13 protein-coding genes are annotated in these 22,344 nt (G+C 57.6%); 5 read left to right on the top strand and 8 right to left on the bottom strand.

The window, feature by feature from the left end:
• The first annotated feature begins 363 nt into the window (after nucleotides 1-363).
• The 3 genes from CJ255_RS12935 to CJ255_RS12945 all read left to right on the top strand — a co-directional run bounded on the left by CJ255_RS12935 (nucleotide 364) and on the right by CJ255_RS12945 (nucleotide 12,114).
• Nucleotides 364-4,563, top strand: coding sequence for an adenylate/guanylate cyclase domain-containing protein (locus CJ255_RS12935; RefSeq protein ID WP_097644523.1), 4,200 nt, complete (start codon nucleotides 364-366; stop codon nucleotides 4,561-4,563).
• A gap of 41 nt (nucleotides 4,564-4,604) precedes the next feature.
• On the top strand, nucleotides 4,605-8,375 hold the full coding sequence (locus CJ255_RS24115; RefSeq protein WP_217352440.1) for a peptidase: 3,771 nt from the start codon (nucleotides 4,605-4,607) through the stop codon (nucleotides 8,373-8,375).
• A gap of 223 nt (nucleotides 8,376-8,598) precedes the next feature.
• The gene (locus CJ255_RS12945) at nucleotides 8,599-12,114 is read left to right on the top strand and encodes a peptidase (RefSeq protein WP_097644524.1); all 3,516 of its coding nucleotides are present in this window, start codon (nucleotides 8,599-8,601) and stop codon (nucleotides 12,112-12,114) included.
• Between the two features lie 212 nt (nucleotides 12,115-12,326).
• Here CJ255_RS12945 and CJ255_RS12950 read toward each other — a convergent pair whose 3' ends face one another.
• The 3 genes from CJ255_RS12950 to CJ255_RS12960 are packed head-to-tail and all read right to left on the bottom strand — an operon-like array spanning nucleotide 12,327 to nucleotide 16,449.
• Entirely contained in the window at nucleotides 12,327-12,998 is a 672-nt protein-coding gene (locus tag CJ255_RS12950) for a response regulator (RefSeq protein ID WP_097644525.1), read from the bottom strand.
• Complete coding sequence (locus tag CJ255_RS12955; RefSeq protein ID WP_097644526.1) at nucleotides 12,995-14,992, bottom strand: sensor histidine kinase; 1,998 nt, start codon at nucleotides 14,990-14,992, stop codon at nucleotides 12,995-12,997. The genes CJ255_RS12950 and CJ255_RS12955 overlap by 4 nt, the downstream gene beginning before the upstream one ends.
• A gap of 47 nt (nucleotides 14,993-15,039) precedes the next feature.
• Entirely contained in the window at nucleotides 15,040-16,449 is a 1,410-nt protein-coding gene (locus CJ255_RS12960) for a sensor histidine kinase (protein WP_097644527.1), read from the bottom strand.
• A 149-nt stretch (nucleotides 16,450-16,598) separates the two neighbouring features.
• Between CJ255_RS12960 and CJ255_RS12965 the strand changes: the two genes are divergently transcribed.
• On the top strand, nucleotides 16,599-17,441 hold the full coding sequence (locus CJ255_RS12965; RefSeq protein WP_097644528.1) for a response regulator transcription factor: 843 nt from the start codon (nucleotides 16,599-16,601) through the stop codon (nucleotides 17,439-17,441).
• A gap of 54 nt (nucleotides 17,442-17,495) precedes the next feature.
• Here the strand turns inward: CJ255_RS12965 and CJ255_RS12970 are convergent, their stop codons facing one another.
• The 4 genes from CJ255_RS12970 to CJ255_RS12985 form a co-directional block, all read right to left on the bottom strand.
• On the bottom strand, nucleotides 17,496-17,957 hold the full coding sequence (locus CJ255_RS12970; RefSeq protein ID WP_097644529.1) for a SufE family protein: 462 nt from the start codon (nucleotides 17,955-17,957) through the stop codon (nucleotides 17,496-17,498).
• A gap of 159 nt (nucleotides 17,958-18,116) precedes the next feature.
• Complete coding sequence (liaF, locus tag CJ255_RS12975; protein ID WP_097644530.1) at nucleotides 18,117-18,560, bottom strand: cell wall-active antibiotics response protein LiaF; 444 nt, start codon at nucleotides 18,558-18,560, stop codon at nucleotides 18,117-18,119.
• A gap of 105 nt (nucleotides 18,561-18,665) precedes the next feature.
• The gene (locus CJ255_RS12980; RefSeq protein ID WP_097644531.1) at nucleotides 18,666-20,342 is read right to left on the bottom strand and encodes a spermidine synthase; all 1,677 of its coding nucleotides are present in this window, start codon (nucleotides 20,340-20,342) and stop codon (nucleotides 18,666-18,668) included.
• Between the two features lie 17 nt (nucleotides 20,343-20,359).
• On the bottom strand, nucleotides 20,360-20,617 hold the full coding sequence (locus CJ255_RS12985) for a YggT family protein (RefSeq protein WP_097644532.1): 258 nt from the start codon (nucleotides 20,615-20,617) through the stop codon (nucleotides 20,360-20,362).
• Here CJ255_RS12985 and CJ255_RS12990 point away from each other — a divergent pair.
• Nucleotides 20,616-20,837: a hypothetical protein gene (locus tag CJ255_RS12990; RefSeq protein ID WP_097644533.1), complete on the top strand. Its 222-nt coding sequence runs from the start codon at nucleotides 20,616-20,618 to the stop codon at nucleotides 20,835-20,837. The genes CJ255_RS12985 and CJ255_RS12990 overlap by 2 nt on opposite strands.
• 25 nt (nucleotides 20,838-20,862) lie before the next feature.
• Here the strand turns inward: CJ255_RS12990 and hisD are convergent, their stop codons facing one another.
• Nucleotides 20,863-22,146, bottom strand: a complete 1,284-nt coding sequence (gene hisD / locus CJ255_RS12995; protein ID WP_097644534.1) for a histidinol dehydrogenase — start codon at nucleotides 22,144-22,146, stop codon at nucleotides 20,863-20,865.
• Between the last annotated feature and the right edge of the window lie 198 nt (nucleotides 22,147-22,344).

A 22,344-nucleotide genomic window follows, 5' to 3' on the forward strand; every position in this document is an offset into this window, starting at 1 on the left:
CCTCCCCGAAAACCCCTCCCACGATCCTAGAGGTTCCAGAAACATTATCTGAAAGACTATATTGCAATCTGAGGCTAACAGGGGCACAATAGATATACACCTTTGCCGACTAAAGTCGGCACTAAGACGGTAAAGCTGAAAGCGCATTTCTGAAACCTTCCCTAAACCTAAATAGATTCCATGTAACGTTTGTTAGGTGCAATACGTAAGATAAGGTACGCTAATCCTATTTTCGCACGCGGTGTAGGGGCACGGCGTCGCCGCGCCCCTACGCTCAACAGGGTGGTTTTTGCTCTATTTCCTATTTTCTATTTCCTAATTTTCTATTCTTAAACATAAGCCTACAAGCATTGTGGCAACGCTATGAGCACAACTGCTACGTATAGCGAGGCGCTTGCGCCTCATCTACCAGCCGATCTTGCAACACTTCTGGTACGTCGTGGTGAGTTGCCGCCTGAGGTGCGCGCACGTTTGGCGGCAGAACTGCGTGGGCAGTTGGCCGCATGTGCGGCCTTCGTTCCCGCACGCCTCGTGCGTACCCAGTTGACCGACCCTCAGCCGGGTCGGGTGAGTGGTGCCTTTTGGCAGGGTAGCCTGCTCTTTGCCGATCTCTCTGGTTTCACTGTACTTTCAGAAACCTTGAGTACCCTGGGGCGTCAGGGGGCCGAGGAGGTGAGCGCAGTGGTGAATGGCCTCTTTGCTGCGCTCATTGCTGAGGTGCATGCCCGCCAGGGTATGCTGCTCAAGTTTGGTGGCGATGCCCTGACCGCCTTTTTTGATACTGAGGTCTTGGGGGTTGGACATGCTGCGGCTGCCGCAGCAGCGGCCCTGGCTATGCAGCAGCGGATGGCTGAATTTGCTGAACTGCAAACCCCCGCTGGGGCCTTCACCCTGCGGTTGCGCGTGGGCGTCCACAGTGGGCGCGTCTTTGCCGCCGAGGTTGGTGATCGCTCGCATATTGAGTTGGTCGTGACCGGCCCAGAGGTTAATCGGGTGGCAATGGCTCAAGAGATTGCCGAACCCGGTCATGTGGTAATCACCGCCGCGACCGCCACCCACATCGAGGGGGTCACATTGCGCGGGGTCGGAGGCGGTTTCCACCTGCTGACGGCCATGCCGGAACCGGAGTTGCCCCCACCGCCTCCCGATCCGCTGCTTGCCACTGGCCTTGATGATCTGCCAACCCTGGCCCAGCTTGCAACCCAACTGGCAGCCCTGCAACCCTACCTGATCCACCAACTGCCACAGCGCTTCCTTGAAACGAGTGAGAGCGCCTTGGGCGAGTTTCGTCCGGTGACCGTCCTCTTTGCCAACGTCTACGATTTTAGTGCGCTACTGGCTCAACTCCAGGATGTCCCCGAAGTGGCCGCTGCGGTCTTCAATGCCTACTACCGCCGCGCCCAAGCGGTTGTACATAACTATGATGGCATCATCAACAAAGTGGATATGTACACCCATGGCGATAAACTGATGGCGCTCTTTGGTGCGCCAAGTGCCCAAGAGGATGACCCGATCCGGGCGGTGCGCTGTGCCTTGGAGTTGCGTGAGATGCTGCTTGAGGCCAATAATGAGATTGCACAGTTGTTGGCGGCGGCAAAGCAGGACAATGGGCAGAAACGTTTAGCCCAAAAGATTGGCATTAACACCGGAACGGTCTTTGCCGGGCGGGTTGGTGGCACCACGCGCTATGAGTATACGGTGATGGGTTCGGCAGTAAATTTGGCAGCACGGCTGATGTCGGCAGCAAACGAGCGCGAAATTCTGCTCTCGCCCAGTACGCGCACAGCGGTACGCCAGCAGTGTGTGCTAGAAGATGGGGCAGCGCTGAAATTGAAAGGCATCAGTGCGCCATTAACGCCCGCACGGGTACTGGGTTTGGCCGAAGTGACCTTGGCTACCCACGATACGCAACTATCCCCAGCCCCGCTGATTGGGCGTAGCACCGAGATCAGGGCCATGTTGGACGCAAGTAGCGCAGCCTTATGTGGCCATGGCGGGATCATCGCCCTCGTTGGCGATGCGGGTGCGGGCAAGAGCCGCCTTGCCGAAGAGCTCTTGCAGCGCCTGATTGAATCCAGTGTGCATCCCGGTGAGCCAGGGGTGCCCGCTTTTGACCTGCTGCTCAGCGAGTGTCAAGGCTACGAGCAGCGCACCCCCTACGCAGCCTTACGGGGGCCGCTGCGGGGGCTGTTGGGGCTGGCCGCTCGCCCGAGCAACCAAGAGGATTTGAGCGCCTTCTTGCTTGCTCGGGTGCAGCAACTGGCCCCCGAACTGGAACGCTTCACTCCGCTCCTTAGCGATGCCTTGGGCTTGCCGCTGGAAGATAGCCAGTTGACCGATGCGCTTACGCCACAACAGCGCCATGATCGCTTGCAAGAACTGATTATTGCCCTTTTTGTGGGCGCTGCGAACGAAGAGGCGCTGCTGCTGCTGCTCGAAGATATTCATTGGGCCGATCTCCCGACCCAAGAGGTGTTGGCCCAATTGAGCGAGGCGCGCCATGGCATTCCGCTGCTGCTGCTCTGCACCTACCGCATTGATCCGCCGATTGAGGCGCCCTGGGATGGGCAGCCACATACCTTGCATCTGCGTGTGGGTGAACTGACGGCGGAGCATAGTGTGGAGTTGCTGACCGCGCTGCTCGGTGCTGAACCACCAGCCGCAGTGCTACCGCTGCTCGAACGCACCCAGGGCAACCCCTTCTTCATTGAAGAGTTGGTGCGCACCCTCGTCACGGAGCAGGTATTGCAGCGTGATGCAGCAGGCACATGGCTCTTGGCGCGCAACCCAGAGGAAGTGGCGCTGCCAACCAGTATTGAAGGGCTGCTCACGGCACGCCTCGACCGTCTGGACGAACCGCGCCAAGAGTTGGTGCAGGTTGCCTCGGTGATCGGACGGCGCTTCCAGCGTCCGGTGATCGAAGGAACCTATAGCGGCACAGCCAGCCTTGATGAGGGCCTCCAGCGTCTCGTGAGTATGGAGTTGATCCAGGCGGAACAGCTCGACCGCTACCTCGACTACCTCTTCCGCCACGCGCTGCTGCGCGATGTTGCCTATGAGCGCATTCTCTACGCCCGGCGACGCCAACTCCACGGGCGTGTGGCGCGCCGCATTGAACACCTGAGCCGCGATAATCCTGATGAGCAGTTGGCAATCTTGGCTTGGCACTTCCTGCAGGCTGAAGAGCTTGAGCCGGCCTTGCACTACCACCTACGGGCAGCAGAACAGGCCGCGCAGCGCTTTGCCAACCGCGATGCCTTGGCGCTCTACGGCGGGGCGCTCGATATTACCAAGCGCCTACGTGAGCGTGCGACCAGCCCTGAACTTGAGGCCCAGCTTGGCGCTATTCATGAACATAGTGGCGAACTACGCCTGTTGCTGGGTGAAAATGACGATGCCGAAGCTCACTTTCACGCTGCATTGAGCTTGGCGACGCCCGCAAGTGAACCCTGGTTGCGCCTCCATCGCCAGTTGGCCGCAGTCGAAGAGCGCCGTTCGCGCTACGATGAAGCTTTTGTCTGGCTGCATCAAGGCATGGCCCTTGCTACCATGGAACTTCGGGGCGAAACGGCCCGCTGCTACCTGTTGGGGGCCGGCATCTACTTCCGTCAGGCTGAATACCAACGGGCCATGGAGTGGGCCCGTATGGGCTTGCGCCTAGCCGAACAGGGGGAGAGTAGCGTCGATCAGGCCCATGCCCTGAAGCTGCTTGGCAATGTCTACCGCGATCAGGGAGACAGTGATCAAGCGATTACTGCGTTTGAACGGGCCCGTCAACTCTTTGCCGAACACAATCTACTTGGTGGTCAAAGCGACGTACTGAATAATCTGGGCCAAGTCTACCTCAATCTTGGGCGCTGGGCCGAAACCATTGCGAGTTATGAGGCAAGTCTACATATCAGTGAAAGTATTGGTGACGTCCAAGCGGTTGCCCGTACATCAAATAATTTGGCGGTCGTCCTTGTCGGACGTGGACAACTTGAGCGTGCTGATGAACTCTATCAACTTAGTAGCGCCATGTTTGGGCGCATTGGCTCGGCGCTCGGAGTGGCCGTCACCACCTACAATCGCGGTGAGGTGTTACTCCTCCAGCATCGTCCTGCTGAGGCTATGCCCCTGTTTACGAGCGCCATTACGACCCTTGAACAGATCAAGGCGCGCAACTTTTTACCCGAAGTCCTTCGTTTAGCGGCTGAAGCTACCCTTGCATTGAGTGATCCAACAACCGCGCAAACGTTTGCCCAACGCTCGTTAGAAGTATCTAGTGAATTGGGTATGGCGGTCGAACAGGCAACCGCTCGGCGGGTGCTTGGTCAGGTTGCGTTGGCTCATGGCCAAATTGCTGCCGCCACACAGCACTTAGAACAGAGTTGCGCGGACCTAATCCAACTCGATCACCGTTATGAATTGGGCAAGACCCGCTACCAACAGGCGTTGTTGGCCCAAGCGTGTGGCGATGAACACATGTTTGCAATGGCCACTCGGGCGGCAAAGCAGATCTTTCGTGAGCTTGATGCTCAACGGGACGTAGGGCTTGTGGAAGCCCTAGGGGATGGTTTGTAGTTCCTTTAGAAGGTGATGAGCGAATGGTAAGGAGAAAGCCCATGCATCGGCGCATCAGTCGTCCTCTGATTGCTCTGTTGTTGCTCACGTTCTTGCTCACCCCCTTAGCGGCTCAGTCCAATGCGCCTGCAGTAGCATTAGCGCAGCAACAAACCGTGGCATCACCGGCAGCAATGCAGCTTCTGCCCAGATACACTGAGCTTGAGTTGGGTGATAGTACGCAGCGCAATGATCATCCCGAACGTGCCGAACCAATTGGGCCGCCAGATAGTGCGGTGGTGAGTTGGCAACAGGTGGTGATTGGTACGATTGATCGTCCTGCTGATATTGATTACTTTCGCTTCAATGTGCCCCATCCCGCCTCGCGGGTGCGGCTGACCCTGAGTGAGTTGCCAGCAGACTATGATCTCATCTTTGGTGGTGGGGTTGAACTCCAAGGTACGTCTTTTAGACCTTTGCCCGATTTTGATGCTGGGATGGAGGGTTTGGAGGGGATTACCCAGGTTGGCGGTAGCATCTCGGCCATTGGCGGCAGCATTTCGGCCATTGGCGGTAGCATCTCGGCCATTGGCGGCAGCATTTCGGCCATTGGCGGCAGCATCTCGGCCATTGGCGGCAGCATCTCGGCCATCAGCATCAACGTCGGCATGAGCCCCGAAGAGATCGATACCTTCGTCTGGCAGCCTGGGGTCTACTTTGTCGCCGTGGCGCCCAAGAATGGTGAGTTTAGTGCCGAACCCTACCGCCTTGAGGTGACGGTTGAGGGCAGTGCGTTGACGATGCCGCCTGCTGCACCGCGCACCATTGTGAGGCTACATGCGGCTGAGTGGATTGACCCCGAAGAGGTGACGACGCTCTACCTCTACCATCCACAACGTCTCGCCGCACGCTATGGCTTGCAACCCGATGATCCCACGATTGTCAATCTAACCGAGCAACTGCAAGATCTGGCGCATTATCCGCCAAGCCCCAACTGGTATCGCCCTGAGTATGGCGTGGTGCTTGATCTGAGTCAACTGACACCGACTGACACGGAGAGCTCGGAAACCCTGGATGCTCTCTATCGCCGCTGGGATGAGCATGCGGAAAACCCGCTCTATGCCAACTATATTGCCCACTTCCTGAACAAGATCATCAAGGCGGCAATTCATGGCTCAATCTACACCACACATGATTTCGTGTTAGGCGATCGTTATGCTAGTCCGGTACACTACCCCAATGTACGCAACATCGTGCTTGTGGGTGGCGACGAGATCTTCCCCTTCTTCCGATTGCCCGATCTGACCACAATTGCCAATGAGGCCGATTACTTGGCCTACACGGCAGCAGTGGCTGGGCAAGCTATGTTTGATCCCAATCATCCCTTGGGCGCGGCCCTGCGCTACCGCATGATTCTGAGCGATAATCCCTACGGCACCGACCGGCCTTATCGCTTCTATGGGGCACCGCTCTTCCTGCCCAACCGCGCGGTCGGGCGGCTGGTCGAGACGCCCCAAGAGATTCTGGAGTATCTGCTTACCTATGGCGGCGGTGAACGCAGGTTTGGTTATGGCTACCCTGATGCCCCGCCAAGCTTGCAATCCACACGCCATGCGCTGATTGAAGTGCGGAGTACCGATTGGCAACCGCGTGAGCAACTGGCCTTTGTGAGTGGCTACGATTTCTTGCAGGATCAGGCTCAGGCGATTGGCCAACTCGTTGAGCGGGCGGGCATTGCGCCCACTGAGTATACTGCGCTGATCAACGATGAGTGGCAGCGGCCTGAGCTTGAGCAAGCATGGTTCGTTGGGCGCCTCGATGATGATCTGCCTGCAAATGGGATCGTCTCGCCCGAATTCGATCGGCCCGTCAGCCTCAGTTCAGTTAATGCCCACTTTGACCATTGGCAGGTACTGCCCGCTCAAGAGGACGAAGGTACCTTCTTGGCCCAGCGCTTACTGCAACCAGCCTATGATCCCGAGGAATTCTTCTATTTCAATGGGCGCTACTTTGCACGTACACTTGGCTACTCGGTGGGCTGTCATAGTGGCTACAATGTGCCCGAAGCGGCGCTCTGGTCGGGCCTGAGTACGGAACAACGCGCCCTGTATGCCGCCGATTTCCCTCAAGCCAAGCTCTACCATGGCGGCAACTGGATCGGTAATACCGGCTATGGCTATGGCATCACCGATGGCATTGACTACTCGGAACGCTTGGCGGTGCTGCTGACCGAAGAGTTGGCCCGTGAGCTATTGCAGGACATTGACGGTTCTACGTTTCCTGGTTACCCCACTATCGGCGATGCGCTCATGCTCGCCAAACAGCGCTATGTGCGCAATGCGAGTAGCCTGAATGAGTATGACTACAAGATTCTCAGTGTGATGAATCTCTATGGCTTGCCCTTTATTGCGGTTGAAGTGCCTGAGCCTTTGGCACCAACGCAGGAAGACCCTGCCCCTGAGCGGCCCAATGTGCCGCTTGAGACCCCTGCGCCACTGGCGCATAGCAGCACCGGCCAGTTGACCCGTCTTATCACCTTTACAATCAATGTTGATGCGGGGGATGTTGTAACGATCCCGCGCACCAACAGCAGGCTGCTCCAGCTTGGCTCTGAGAACTTTGTCGTCACCGACAGCTTTGTCCTCGACCACAACTTCCCGGCCCAGGCACCTCGCGTGCTCAGTGATAACCAAGTTGGTGCGCCGGCGCTACCCAGTTTTGCCTACGATATTAGCGCCCTAAACCGAGCAGGCAACGAGCGCCTACAGGTACGCAATGTCACTTTCGTGGGGGGAAGCTATGGCGAAATGGCCGACTTTAAGCCCCCAATTACCCAGATTGTCACCGAGACCACGACGCCCATTATGGCAACCTCGACCCAACCGAGCTTCAACGCAGGCGTGGGCCTCTGGTTCCCGGCGAAGTTCTTTGGCCACAGCAGCGTCGGTACCGGCGACCTGCAACGCGACCAACTTATCAGCTTTGCGGCCCAGTTCCGCGCCAACGAGGATGGCAGCACGGGTCTGTTGCGCCCCTATAGCCAGATGGTCTTCCGCGTGACCTACGACGACCCGGCGGTGAACACCGCTACCACCAACAGGTTGCGCGCCGATACGCGCCCGCCCGTGATCGAAGCGGTGGTCATTCGTAGCAACGATGGCGATCGCATTCTCGCTGCCAACGAGGAGACTTCGCTCCTCTTGGTGACCGCCCGCGATCAAGATGGAGCAGGTAACGACCAGACCAACCGGCTCGAAGTTGTGGTGCTCTTCATTGAGGATGGACAGCAATGGGTCGAACTGCCACTCCAGCAAGACCACAACAACCCTGAGCGTTTCAGCACCACGCTGCCCGCCGCCGCCGCCGAGGCCCGCTTCATCGTACGCGCCACCGATCCGTCTGGCAACAGCACCTACTTCACCGCTGGGGGCCGCTTCACACCCTATACGCCCGCCGACGACAATGGGGATAACGGCGACAACGGCGACAACGGCGAAAACGGCGAAAACGGCGACAACGGCGATAACGGCGACAACGGCGACAACGGCGACAACGGCGACAACGGCGACAACGGCGATAACGGCGACAACGGCGACAACGGCGATAACGGCGACAACGGCGACAACGGCGATAACGGCGATAATGGCGACAACGGCGATAACGGCGATAACGGCGACAACGGCGAAAACGGCGATACCGGCGATAACGGCGACAACGGCGATAACGGCGATAACGGCGATAACGGCGATACCGGCGATAACGGCGATAACGGCGATAACGGCGATACCGAGAACAACATGTTCAAGCTCTACCTACCATTGGTAAGCAGGTAACCGTTCCTGATGCTTTCAGTGAAGAGTTTTTGAAGAGATGCAGAGGATTTCACCACAGAGACACGGAGAACACAGAGAAGTGGGTGGCATGGCAATCTCCATTGTTGGCACTCACTCTGTTCTAAACTCTGTGCCCTCGGTGCCTCTGTGGTGAGATTCTCTGTCCCTCTTCTGTCTGCAACATCTAAATAAAATGGCGAAAACAGAAAGGAAAGGCAGCACCATGCAACGCATGACAAGTCCACTGCTCATGCTCCTGCTGATGACCATGCTCCTTGCCCCGCTAGCTCAGCAGCCTACTGCTGTAGCGGAAGCATACGAGCAGTCAAACGTCTCTCCGTTGAACACCACCCCTACCGTCTTGCCCCCCTATGCCGAACAAGAGGCATTTGGTGCCCAACAGAACGACACGCCTGAAACGGCTGAACGAATTGGGCCCGTAAGTATGCCGCCACCAGTGAGTTGGCAGCAGGTGGTGACTGGTACGATTGGACGTTCGTCCGATATTGACTACTTCAGCTTTGTGGTGCCCAACCCCGCCTCGCGGGTGCAGATCACCCTGAGCGACCTGCCCGCCGATTATGATCTCGTCTTTGGCGGTGGCCTTGATCCGGCCAATGAGACCCTGATGCCGCCCCCTGATTTTGATGCCGGTATGGCTGGGCTAGAGGGTATCACGCAGGTTGGCGGCAGCATCTCGGCCATTGGTGGCAGCATCTCAGCCATTGGCGGCAGCATCTCGGCCATTGGTGGCAGCATCTCAGCCATTGGCGGCAGCATCTCGGCCATTGGCGGCAGCATCTCAGCCATTGGTGGCAGCATCTCAGCCATCAGCATCAATGCTGGCACCACCCCCGAAGAGATTGACACCTTCGTTTGGCAACCGGGCGTCTACTTTGTGGCCGTGGCCCCCAAGAATGGCGAGTTTAGCCAAAGCCCCTACCGCCTAGAGGTAACCGTGCTGGGGAGTGCCCTAGATGTGCCCCCCCCCGCGCCCCGCGTGCAGGTGAACCTTGCGCCCAGCGAGAGGGTTGAACCCGAAGCGATTACAACGCTCTACCTCTACCACCCGCAACGCCTTGCCGCCCGCTACGGCTTGCCGCCCGATGGTGATCTGATCAGTTCACTGACCCAGAGTTTGCAATCGTTGGCGCTCTACCCGCCCAACCCCACCAATCGCGGCGCTGAGTATGGCTTGGTCATTGATCTGAGTGAATTGCGTCCGGTAGGTGCTGGTGCGCCAACGTTGGCCGAAGTGTACGCCCGTTGGGATGCGAACCGCAACAACCCGCTCTATGCCAACTACATTGCCCGTTTCATTGACAATATCATTAAGGCGACGATTGCGGGTGAAACGCTATCCTCGCCCAATTTTGTCTTGGGTAGCCAAACTGCCCCGGTTGCCTATCCCAATGTACGCAACATCGTGCTGGTCGGCGGTGACGACATCTTCCCCTTCTTCCGCCTGCCCGACCTGACCACGATTGCCAATGAAGCTGACTATTTGGACTATACGGCTGAGGTTGCGGGACAAGCCATGTTTGACCCCAACCAGCCTTTGGGTGCGGCGCTGCGCTACCGGATGATGCTCAGTGACAACCCCTACGGCACCGACCGACCCTACCGCTTCTATGGTGCGCCGCTCTTCCTGCCCAACCGCGCGGTTGGCCGCTTGGTTGAGACTCCGGCTGAGATCTTGGCCTATCTGAACACCTATACTCATGGTGACTTCCATCATCCTGAACCCTACAACAGCGCACCGGCTACTGCAGCGCAACTCCAGTCAGCCTATCCAACCCTCATCGATTTGCGGGGTCAACAGTATTGGCATGGTGAAGAAGAACCACATTGGCATGGTGAAGAAGAACCACCAGTAGAGACCCTGGCCTTTGTCAGTGGCTACGATTTCTTGGAGGATCAGGCAGAAGCCATTGGTAGTATCTTCAGTGCCACCGGCCTGATCTCGACGGAATACACAACCCTGATCAACAATCAGTGGCAACGCCCCGACCTGGAGCGCGACTGGTTCGACCAGCGGCTCGAGCGCGACCTGCCCATCACCGGAACCGTTGCAGCGCATACGCAGCCCCAAATCCGGCTCAGTTCGGTCAATGCCCACTTTGACCACTGGCAGGTGCTGCCTGCCAACGAAGAGCGGGGCACCTTCTTAGCCCAACGCCTCTTAGGTGTCCCGTATGATCCCGATCAGTGGTACTACAGTCGCTACTTCGCCCGTACCCTGGGCTATTCGGTGGGCTGCCATAGCGGCTACAACGTCCCCGTCTCGGCGCTCAATCGCCAGTTGAATGGCCGTTCACTCTTGGAATATGCCGCCGACTTCCCCCAGGCCAAGCTGCACCATGGCGGCAACTGGATCGGTAATACCGGCTATGGCTATGGTATCACCGACGGGATTGACTACTCCGAGCGGCTGGCCGTGCTGCTGACCCAGGAGTTGGCCCGTAGGATTACCATGGGTGAGGGCGATACGACCCCTATGCTCGGCCATCCTACCATTGGCGAGGCACTGATGCTTGCCAAGCAGCGCTATGTGCGGAATGCGAGCAGCCTCAATGAGTATGACTACAAGATCCTCAGCGTGATGAACCTCTATGGGCTGCCCTTCATCGCTGTGGCGGTCAGGAATCCGCTCGATCCGCCCCAGGAAGACCCGGCGCCCGAGCGGCCCAATGTGCCGCTTGAGACCCCTGCGCCGCGAGCGAATACCAGCACTGGCCAGTTGACCCGCATCATCACTTTTACGATCAACTTCGGTGAGCGTGATTTTGTAGAGATTCCGCGCACCAACAGCAGGCTGCTCCAGCTTAACGCCGAGAACTTTGTCGTGACCGACAGCTTTGTTCTTAACCACGGCTTCCCTGAGCAAACCCCACGGGTCTTCAACGATAACCAAGTGGGTGCGCCCGCGCTACCGAGCTTCGCCTACGACATCAGCGCCTTGAACCAGGCTGGCACCGAGCGCATGCAGATCCGCGATGTGGTCTTTGTGGGAGGCAGCTACGGGGCACTCGACGAATTCAAGCCCCAGATCACCCAAATCGTCACCGAGACAGAGACGCCCATCACGGAAACCTCGAACCAGCCGGTCTTTACTGCAGGCGCAGGCATCTGGTTCCCGGCCAAGTTCTTTGGCCATAGCAGCGTAGGCACGGGCGAGTTGCAACGCGACCAATTGACCAGCTTTGCGGCCCAGTTCCGTGCTGATGAAGATGGCGTCAGTGGCGTCTTGCGCCCCTATTCGCAGATGGTCTTCCGCATCTTGTACGATGATCCGAGCATCAACACGAATATCACGAGGCGTATTCGCGCCGACGACCGCGCGCCGGTGATCGAGTCGGTGCAGATCCGCGATGCCAGTGGCGACACCCGCCCCGCCTCCGACGAACCAAGCTCACTGCTGATCGTCACAGCCCGTGATGAAGATGGTGCTGGCAACCCGCAGACCGAGCAGCTTGAGGTGGTAGCGATCTTTGCCCAAGCGGGAGAGCAATGGGTCGAGATCAGGCTCAGCCCTGATGCAAGCAACCCGGAACGCTTTACCGCCACACTTACAGAGGAAGCCGCAGAGGCCCGCTTCATCGTGCGCGCCACCGACCCAGCGGGCAACAGCACCTACTTCACCGCTGGCGGGCGCTTCACCACGTTTGTCGAAGAGGAAGAGGAAGAAGAGGAGGAAGAGACACCAAACCGCATCTTCTTGCCCCTAGTGCGGCGGTGACATTCACATGACCCCAATGGGCTGTTGTGCTGCCGTCTGGCAGCGAAGCCACCAGACAGCAGCACAACAGCCCATTGGCACGCCATGTTCGGCAATCTCCAATCTCCAATCTCCAATCTCCAATCTCCAATCTCCAATCTCCAATCTCCAATCTCCAATCTCCAATCTCCAATCTCCAATCTCCAATCTCCAATCTCCAATCTGCAATGGTATCAGCCCAAGCCATGCTGACTAGCCCACAACGCCGCTTGTGTCCGGTCGCGCACATCGAGCTTACTGAAGATATTGCTGATATGATTTTTGACCGTGCCGACACTCAACACCAACTGTTCGCTAATCTCCTGATTGGAGCGTCCTTGGGCCAACATGGTGAGGATAGCACGTTCGCGTTCAGTAAGCAGGGCGAGGCGTTCAGATTGACGCGGGGCGGCATGGGCTGAATTGCCAGTGCTTGCGTTGGCAATGCGCCCCAAGTGGGGCAACAGTTGCGCAGTGATCTCAGGGTTAAGCAGCGCCCCACCCGCTGCCACCGTGCGTACCGCCTCGGCCAACGCCTTGTGATCCATATCTTTCAGCAGATAGCCGCGTGCGCCCGCAGCAATGCCATGCAACACATGCTCATCATCACGGAAGGTAGTCAGAATCACCACCGCAGGCCGTGGCCCTTTGGCTGTTAGGCGGCGGGTAGCCTCAACCCCATCGAGTACCGGCATCATCAAATCCATCAGTACCACATCAGGATCGAAGGCCGCCACCTGTTCAAGCGCCTCGACTCCGTTACTCGCTTGACCTACTACCTCAATATCGGCTTTGCGTCCGAGTAATGTAGCAATTCCGGTGCGAATCAGGACTTGATCATCAACGATCAGTACGCGAATTTTCATACATCCTCAACCGGGATGACCACATGCAAGCGCCAACCCTGTTCATCCGTGGGGCCAACCTCAATGCTCCCGCCAAGCGCTTCGGCGCGCTCCCGCAGGCCCAAGAGCCCAAAACTACTCCGCTGCTTGCTACATTCCCCTACAGCTTCAGCCGTCACGCAGCTATCATTGGTTACTGTGATCGTCACATACCCAGGAACCGCCGCTACCTGCACGCTGATCAGGTTTGGTTGGGCATGGCGCCGGGCATTGGTGACGCCCTCCTGCACCGTGCGATAGGCGGCACTTGCGACGGAGGACGCAAGCCCCTCAAGCGCCCCAGTACACTGCAAGTGTACCAAACCACCGAGAGGCGCAACCAAGGCATTCAGGGCAACCACCAGCCCCGCGTCACCCAAAGGCAGTTCGGCGTCGGCAACGGCCAGCACCCCGCGCCACGCGGCTTGGAGCTGTTCACGGCTTGATTCAAGCTGCTCTAGGGCAGCAGTGGCATCCTCAGCGGCCAACTCTTCTGCCAATTGCAACTGGAGACTGACGAGCATCAAGCGCGACCCCAGATCATCGTGAACCTCACGGGCCAAGCGGGTTCGTTCAGCCGAAACGGCGAGTATCTGCACCTCAGCAGACTGCTGTTCAATCTCGGCGGCAAGCAGAGCCAAGCGCAACTCAGCCTGTTTGCGCCGCTCAAACTGGTAGCGCGCCAACAGCAAGGGCAGCCCCACCGCCATACTCGAGACAACACCAACCATGAATGCTTCGATGCTCAACCCCGCCGGACTCAGGCGATTGGCAAGCGTAACTAGTGCCGCCGAGATGCCAATCAGATAGGGCAACACCAATGCAAGCGGCAGGCGCATCAACAACTGCCAGAGTACCAGCAGCAACCCCAGCAGCAGCGACAGCATCTGAACCAGCATGCTCATCGTCAGAATGAGGAGTGCCTGACCGAGCAAACCTGCCTGAAGCAGCAACGGGTGGCGCGTAGCCTGGGTCGCCACATATGCCAGCAGCAGTAGCAATAAGTGGCCGATCAGCGCCAGTGGCACCAAGCCATGTTGGATCAGATTGAGCCCCAGGGCAAACAGAATGAAGGTAGTGGGCAAGACCCACATCTGCACAAATTGCAAACGGGCCGCCATAACCTCCTCATCATCGAGCCGCAGCAGCAAAGACAACGAAGGTATCGTGGGCAGTTCGCCACGCCGAAGCGTATCGAGGGCCCCACGCAGCCGCTCAACCGTCTGAGCCGCCGTCAGGCGCGCTTGGGCCACCGTTGATTGCAGGCGATGCAGGTTGCTCTGAGCGCTGGACAGAGCAGCACTGAGGCTCTGCTCGGTACGTGTGAGCGCCTGCTGCACTTCACCAATGATCGTCTGTGCCAAACGGTGGCGCTCTTCGATCATCGCATGCTGTTGCAACTCGCGTAGACCCGCAGCAAGCTGATCGTAGCGCTGCTGCATCTGCTGAAGCATCTGTTGTACCTGCTCATTGCGTCGCTGCTGACGCGCATAGACAATCGCAGCAATAATGGCACATGTAGCAGGAAAAGCCAGCGCAAGGTGATCCTGAAGCCAAGCCGCCAGATTGGCCGTCGCCAACAGCATCAGGCCACTCCAAACCATATAATTCAGCAGGGCAAAGGGCACCCAAAGCCAGAGGGGCAAGAGGACAATCGCCTGGATTACAATCGCCAAATAGACATAGGCAAGGGGCGCGGCAGGCGCAAAAACCTGCACCACACTTGCCAGCAGCGCCTGCGTTAACAGATAGAACACCTGCGCCCACGGGGGTAAACGGCGCACAGGCACAAGCGTCACTGCCACAAGATGCAGCCCACATAAGCCCACCAACAGAGTGAACGCATCGGGTGTCAGATCAAGGTGTAGCGCACTAATCACTGTCGCCAACACCGCCAACACCGCCACACTCTGAATCGCAAGCGTATCAGGAGCAAACCACCTTGAAAGCCTTGGCTGTGGTGTGACGTGGTTCATAGTTCTAAGTGTAGCACACTCAGCCCATGTTGCTGCAAGGTGCAGTCCTACCCATGAACGGGCAACAGGATTGTAAACGCGGTACCTTGGCCTTGGGCGCTCTCGACTGTAATCCGTCCGCCATGCTGAGTGACAATATGGGCACTAATCGCAAGGCCCAGACCCGTACCCTGTGCTTTGGTGGTATAAAAAGGTTCAAAGAGGTGAGGTAAATGTTCAGGAGGTATACCCAGTCCAGTATCGGTGATATAGACCCCAATGGTAGCCGGTGCTTCAGGGCGAGCTTGGAGTAATTGTGTCGTTACCCGCAGATCACCACCATACGGCATGGCATCGCAGGCATTAAGGATAATATTAAGAAAGACTTGACGCAACTGGTCGGCATGCGCGACGGTACAAGGCAGCTCCGGGTTAAGCGTAGCAATAGCGTGGATGTGGCCATGGCGCAGATGGGTCTGCACCAATTCCAGCGTTTCGCGCAGAAGCGTATTGACATTCGTGGCTGCTAATTCGGCCTTAGCGGGACGATAGAAGTCGCGCATGCGGGTAATAATTCGTGCAATACGTCCAAGCTCTTGTTGGGCAATGGCGAGAAAGGCATGTTGCGGAGCATCAGGGGCAATGTCTTGTTCCACAAGATAGAGGCTATTACGAGCAGCATAGAGCGGATTGTTGATCTCGTGGGCAACAGAGGCAGAGAGTTCGCCTACTGCGGCCAATTTGGCGCTTTGCAGCAGTTGCGCCTGGGCCGTATTGAGCCGCGCTTGGGCTTCGGCATGAAGTGACTGAGTAATTGCCAGATCGCGCTGCAGCGTTGCGGCGTGTACACGCTGCATAACCTCATCAATCGCTACCGCTGTCAGATCAGCAAGCGCTTGCACAAAAGGCAGATCACGAGGATAGTAACGCTTGTTTGGATGGTAGCCATACAGCACAATTGCCCCCATGCGCATACTCTCGACCCGCAACGGCCCCAGCAAGGCACTCGCAGGCGGGCAAACATGAGCATTGGCACACCCCTGTGCTTGGTTGGCGTGTTGCTGATGGCAATGCGCCAAGGCATGCTCAAGCTCTGGGCCCACCAGCAGCATCGCCCGTGGCGCAAGCACCGCTAATTTTGCAAGGACATAACCACATTGGCTATCGCCATTCCCCGACGATGCCCGTAGATCGATCCGTTCACTCTCTTGGTCAAGCAAAAAGAGTTGCACAGCATGCGTGCCAGCAAAGAGACAACCCGCTTCACGCACGACCAGTTGAACAATCGCATTCACATCACGACTAATCAGCAGGGCCGCCGAAATGGAAAGAATAGCACTCAGGCGGGCACTTAAATCCAGCGCACGGCTCTGCTGAAGTTCAGCCTCACGCGCCACGTTGGCAGCATGAGCCTCTGCGGCACGCAACCGTTCCTCAAGCTCACCAATGTAGCCCCGGAGTTGCTCAATTTCATCCATAGCAGATTCTCCGCCTCCGGTGGGGGGTGTGGGCGATAACCCTAAACCGTCACCCCAATTACATTGACACTACAAAGTGCAGCACAGTATAATGAAATATAACGCTCACCGCCCAAACTATAGTGCTTTTTGGCACGGAGCGCAAACGCATGACCCAGCCCGCCCAAATTTTGGTTATAGACGACGAGCAAAATATTCGCTTAACCCTATCAGCACTGCTTAGTCGCGCTGGCCATACCGTCATGGTCGCCGCTAGTGGCGAAGAAGCCGTGGCGATGTTTGATCGCCAACGTTTTGACCTGATGCTGGTTGATCTGCAAATGCCCGGCATCAACGGTATCCAGGTTGTAGAGGCGCTACGCCAACGCTCAATCGATACCGTTGTCATTGTGCTTACCGGCCATGGCTCGCTCGAGACCGCGATTGAAGGCATTCACTACGGCATTTTCGATTATATGCTCAAGACCAGCGAACCAGCCCAAATTCTGGATCGCGTTACGGCTGGTCTCAGCGATCGCCAACGCCGCCAGCGCCAAAGCGCCCTGCTTAGCGCCATCGGGGCTGCTGCTCAAGAGCTTGCCGGTAATAATCCATCCGACGACGATGCCCATATCGCCCTGCTCGCCGCCCAAGCCGCAGCATCCGCAGCACCACAGCCTACCCCACAGCCCATCAACGAACGCCAAGTCCAGATCGGTCAACTCCAACTCGATACCTGGCATCAAACCGCGATCCTCGACGGACGTTCACTCAACCTTACCCCCACCGAGTTTCGTCTGCTGCTCTGCTTGGCTGAACACGCCGGCCAGATGCTCTCCTATACCCAATTGGTGCGCTGCGCCCAAGGCTATGAAGCAAACGATATGGAAGCCGGTGAACTGATTAAACCCCATATTCACCATCTGCGCCAAAAGATCGAACCCGACCCTAGCGCACCACGCTACCTGCTCAATGTGCGCGGCAAAGGTTATATTTTGCAGATTGAAGCGTGAGACGTGAGGCGAGGAGGCAAGGAGGCGAGGACGCGAGGACGCGAAGCCCTCGCCTCACGCCTCCTCGCCTCCTCGCGCCTTCGCGCCCTTTAAAGCCAACGCTTGACGCTTCATGTACGCAAGCAAGGCACTAATCCCGTGCAGCCGCTGTGGACTCAAGACCTGGTGTAGACCCATGGCTTGGAAGAAGTCATTCGGTACGGCAAGCACCATCTGCGGCGTAGCCCCCGCTAAGCCCTCCATCAGCAGCGCGGCGTAGCCGCGAACCGTGGGCGCTTCCGGGGGTACATCAATGTAAAAGACGATCGCGTGATCGATCAGTTCCGCCTGGAGAAAGACGGGACTCATGCATTCGTGAACCTGCTCCATGCCGCTGTGCCCCTCAAGCTGGGCCGGGAGCGGCGGTAGACGATCAGCATACTCCAGCATTAGTTCCAGCTTCTCGCTCCGATCACAAGCTTGGAACTCTTCAATGATCGCTTGGAGCCGCGGTGGAATAGCCGTGCTTTGGCTCATGGCTTCCTTACTTTTTGTTGCGTGTTGACAGCAAAGCTGTCAACACGCAACAAGATTCATGGAACCTATTCCCTCACATCCTTACCATAATACCAATTACTATTGGGACGCCATGTTCGGCAATCTACAATCCACAATCTACAATCTGCAATGGTAAAGCTACTCTTGGGGCAAACGGCGCGTCTGCCCTTCGTAGCCAGTCGGCTCTTGGGGCAGTGCTGGCACCGGGTCTACCGGAATCCGCACGACGTCAATGTCCCCAAAGAGCCCTTCAACACTCAGGTAGAGCCGTACACTCGCTTGGGCGAAGTTTTCGCTCTGCCAGTTTGTGCCCGGCTTCTCGTCAAGCCCACTCGAGCGCGTCTCTACCTCAAAGTCCGAGAAGAGCGTGCGTGCATTGATGGACAACCCGATGTGTTCAGGAATACGCACCTTGATGTCACCAAAGAGCGTTAAGAGGTGCATATCATGATCGCCTGCCTGCAACGGTGCCTTGGTCAAGTCGAGTTTCACATCACCAAAGATGGTCTTGACGCTCTCCTCCTCCAATCGCGCACCACGAACGATCCGCTTGATGTCGCTGAAGATAGCAAAGTTTCCCATGAGTATTCTCCTTAATTACGTTAAGCCTTTCGGCGAAAGAACCTAAAGTTCTGTTCTTCTGCCCCTCTGTTCTTCTGTTCTTCTGTCCCTCTGTTCCTAAAGAACCTAAAACCCTCCGACCGCTTCACGGAAGATTAAGCCATCAATGAGCCATTCGACCGGGGCCCAATCGTCGGTGAAGGGGGCGAAGCGCGCTTCGGCTGGGCTAAAGGGCCGTACTGGCCCGAAGCGCCCTTCGTTGAGTGACCAGTACATGACGAGTTGCAACGCTCGGTAGCGCGGTTCCTCTGCGGCTAGGATAGCCATGTTGGCGCTGTTGTGGACAAAGTTGGCTACTCCATCACCAACAGGTTGGTTAACACCAACAAGGATCGCGTTCGAGAAACGGGTGTCAATGATGTACACTTCGGGAAAGACAGCCAGCATCGTGGAAGCCAACGCATTGACCAGGCGGTCGTCGCCACTGGCGGGACGGCCCGCATTGACCACCGCTACCCCCCGGGGGGTGAGCCGTTCGCGCACTTGTTGAAAGAATTCGACAGTGGTGAGATGGAAGGGAATGTAGGGCTGGTGGTAGGCATCCATGCCGATCACGTCGTAGCGTCCCTCATTGGTGGCAAGCCAGTAGCGTGCATCTTGGGCGTAGGTCTGGTAGTTGGGAAAGGCTGGATCGAGGTCTTCCAGATCGAAATATTGGCGGCCTTTGGCAATGATCACGGGGTCAATTTCGACCGCATCAATGCGCGTTTCGGGGCCATAAATAGCCAAGAACTGCTTGGGAATACTGCCAGCCGCCGAACCCAACATTGCCATACTCTGCACCTCGTCGGGATGCAGCGCCGGGTAGAAGTAGGGCGCAACCGCGAAGTAATCCCAAGGGCCACCATCGGTCAAGAGGTCGAGGGGATCGCCGGTTGCACGAAACTTGAGCCGATAGACCGAATGGATCGCCTGGCCCTCATTGAGAATCAACACCCGCCGCTGATCAATCGTTCCATCGTGATAGTGAACCTCCTGGTCGGCCACTTGGATATAGTTGTAGCTCGATTCAGCCTCGGCCACCAAGCGGCAACCACGACAATCGGCGCTCTTGATGCCGCTGTCGAAGCGACCGTGAAGCACAAAGAGGCCCGCAACCGCCAATAAGAGTAATCCCACCCGCCAATCACGTAGGCCCACGAGGGCCAGTCCAACCAGAAAGGCCGCAAAGAGGAACAGGGTCGCACTCGTGCCAATCAGTGGAATAAAGAGCAGGACGGTCAAGAAGGTACCAAGAATCGAGCCAACGGTAGAGAGGGCCGAGATGGTGCCAACGGTGCGGCCTGCGACCTCGATGCCCGCAGCCATGCGCCGCAGTTGCAGCCGGATCGCAAAGGGACCAACCATGGCCATCATGGTAACCGGCGCGGCGAAGAGCAGCACAACCACAATCAGCGCACCCAGGAAACTTCCGGCAGCCACATGGCGCAAGCCCATCTGCGCCCAGAGCAGCACAGGGCGGGCAATCAGCGGAATGATCGCGCACAAAAAGCCCGCCCACGCAATCAGCCAGAAGAGTAAACGCTCATCGGGGCGGCGGTCGGCCAGACGCCCACCGAGCCAATAGCCCGCCGCCAAATAGGCGAGGGTCATGCCGATCACTACCGCCCAGATCGGCTGCGAGGTACCAAAAAAGGGGGCCATGAGGCGCGGCATCACCATCTCGATGCCCAAGGTACCTACACCCGAAAGAAAGACCACCAGCAAAAGGAAGCGTTCGTTCCAAGTAGAAGAAGCATGCATACAAATTGCTACTGATCTCAGTAGATCGCCCCCATAATCAGTCGCTGGATCATGTTGAGCAACAACATGGCCACGAGGGGCGAAAGATCAAGCATCCCAAAGGGCGGCAGCACGCTCCGTATCGGGGCCAAAATAGGCTCGGTGATGTCGCGTAGCACTTGAGTTGCGCGCATATTGCCCATTGGATCAACCCACGAGGCCAGCACACGGCCCAAGATGGCAAAGAAGAAGGCTTGAAAGAGCAAGTTGATAAAAGTTACAAAGAAGCCTGACATGGAGATAGCCTTTCGCAATGTGTTGTTAGCACGAAAAAGCCCTGGGCTCGTGGGGGGCGTCGCGTTGGCTCGTTGGCTGAGCTTGTCGAAGCCAACGAGCCAACGCGACGGTGGCTTCGACAGGCTCAGCCAACGTCGCAGCCCAGAATTTTTTCGCGCTAACAATACTTTTTGTGTGCTGCGTGTTGGCAACTTCGCCGCCAACACGCAGCACACATGAGGGTTTGGAGCGTAGCCTAGAGGGTTTAGGACAACCGCACAGCGACCGCCGCCGCGTGAGCAAGGAGCCCTTCGGCTTCGGCAATCCGGCGGGCGGCAGGGCCGATACGGGCCAGGGCTTGGGCATTGAGCCCAACCAGCGAAATGACCTTACGGAAGTCGTCCACATTCACGGGCGAGGCATAGCGAGCGGTGCCCTCAGTGGGCATAATGTGCGAAGGGCCAGCGCAGTAGTCGCCCAAGACTTCAAAGGATTGTTCTCCCAAGAAGATGCCCCCAGCATTGCGTACCTTACCCACATAGGGCCAGGGATCGTTCAAGAGCAGACAGAGATGTTCAGGTGCATACTCATTGGCGAGATCGAAAGCGACCGCCAGATCAGGCACAATCACGATGCCCCCACGGGTACTGACAGCCTCACTGGCGGCTTGGGCATTGCTCGCTGGCAGGGCCTCCAGTTGACGCCCAACTTCAGCTTGAACCGCCTGAGCCAGTGCTGCTGAGGGAGTAAGCAGGATCGCACTAGCATCAACATGTTCAGCCTGAGCCAAGAGATCAGCGGCGGCAAAACGCGGCTCAGCATGAGCATCAGCGATCACGAGCGTCTCGGTGGGGCCAGGCAGGCTCTCGATCCCGCAGGTACCATAGACCAGCCGTTTGGCCTGGATGACAAAGCGATTACCGGGGCCTGCAATCTTGTCTACACGGGGTATGCTGGCGGTACCATAGGCCATTGCGGCAATCGCTTGGGCACCACCGACACTAAAGACACGATCCACCCCAACGATCTGGGCCGCCGCCAAGACGACGGGCGCGGGCAGACCAGTACTGCGCTGAGGTGGCGAGCAGACGATCAACTCTTCAACCCCGGCCACTTGGGCCGGTACTGCCGCGTGGATCAATGAAGAGGGCAGGGGGGCTGCCCCACCAGGCACATAGAGGCCAACCCGTTGCAGTGGCACAACCAATTGGCCGCGTGCTCCTTCGACGCTGAAGTCAACCCAAGAGTTGCGCGCCTGACGCTCATGGAAGCGGCGCAATTCCTCAGTTGCAACCATCAGGGCGTTACAGAGATCCGCTGGGAGCTCCTCTAGCGCAGCAACCCAAGCTTCATGCGGCACCTCAAGCGCAGCCGGGGCCACGCCATCAAAGCGCTCACTGAGATCACGCAGCGCCGCATCGCCACCGGCCCGCACCTCAGCGATAATCGCCGCCACCGCAGCCGCCGTCGTCGTATCCTCATCGAGCGGCGCACGGCGCAACACGCCTGCTCGCGCCACGTCCAAGTCGGTAATAATTGGAATAGTCATGCCACCATTATACCATTTACGATTGTAGATTGCAGATTGCCGATTGCAGAACATGGCGTCCCAATGGGCTTTAGTGTTCTTGATGATGCAGCATGTTCTAAAGATAATTGGTATTATACCAAAAGCGCACCCCGCGTTGAGCCGCAAGACTTGCCTTGACACTGCTGATTCGATGGCGTATCATGGCCTAAAATTGGC

This window comes from Candidatus Viridilinea mediisalina, from assembly GCF_002532535.1.
GTDB classification, from domain to species: Bacteria; Chloroflexota; Chloroflexia; order Chloroflexales; family Chloroflexaceae; genus Viridilinea; species Viridilinea mediisalina.

What these genes read in the sequence shown, in the direction of transcription:
- CJ255_RS12935 (WP_097644523.1), top strand. Translation starts at nt 364, where the DNA reads ATGAGCACAACTGCTACGTATAGCGAGGCGCTTGCGCCTCATCTACCA.
- CJ255_RS24115 (WP_217352440.1), top strand. Translation starts at nt 4,605, where the DNA reads ATGCATCGGCGCATCAGTCGTCCTCTGATTGCTCTGTTGTTGCTCACG.
- CJ255_RS12945 (WP_097644524.1), top strand. Translation starts at nt 8,599, where the DNA reads ATGCAACGCATGACAAGTCCACTGCTCATGCTCCTGCTGATGACCATG.
- CJ255_RS12950 (WP_097644525.1), bottom strand. Translation starts at nt 12,998, where the DNA reads ATGAAAATTCGCGTACTGATCGTTGATGATCAAGTCCTGATTCGCACC.
- CJ255_RS12955 (WP_097644526.1), bottom strand. Translation starts at nt 14,992, where the DNA reads ATGAACCACGTCACACCACAGCCAAGGCTTTCAAGGTGGTTTGCTCCT.
- CJ255_RS12960 (WP_097644527.1), bottom strand. Translation starts at nt 16,449, where the DNA reads ATGGATGAAATTGAGCAACTCCGGGGCTACATTGGTGAGCTTGAGGAA.
- CJ255_RS12965 (WP_097644528.1), top strand. Translation starts at nt 16,599, where the DNA reads ATGACCCAGCCCGCCCAAATTTTGGTTATAGACGACGAGCAAAATATT.
- CJ255_RS12970 (WP_097644529.1), bottom strand. Translation starts at nt 17,957, where the DNA reads ATGAGCCAAAGCACGGCTATTCCACCGCGGCTCCAAGCGATCATTGAA.
- liaF (WP_097644530.1), bottom strand. Translation starts at nt 18,560, where the DNA reads ATGGGAAACTTTGCTATCTTCAGCGACATCAAGCGGATCGTTCGTGGT.
- CJ255_RS12980 (WP_097644531.1), bottom strand. Translation starts at nt 20,342, where the DNA reads ATGCATGCTTCTTCTACTTGGAACGAACGCTTCCTTTTGCTGGTGGTC.
- CJ255_RS12990 (WP_097644533.1), top strand. Translation starts at nt 20,616, where the DNA reads ATGGAGATAGCCTTTCGCAATGTGTTGTTAGCACGAAAAAGCCCTGGG.
- CJ255_RS12985 (WP_097644532.1), bottom strand. Translation starts at nt 20,617, where the DNA reads ATGTCAGGCTTCTTTGTAACTTTTATCAACTTGCTCTTTCAAGCCTTC.
- hisD (WP_097644534.1), bottom strand. Translation starts at nt 22,146, where the DNA reads ATGACTATTCCAATTATTACCGACTTGGACGTGGCGCGAGCAGGCGTG.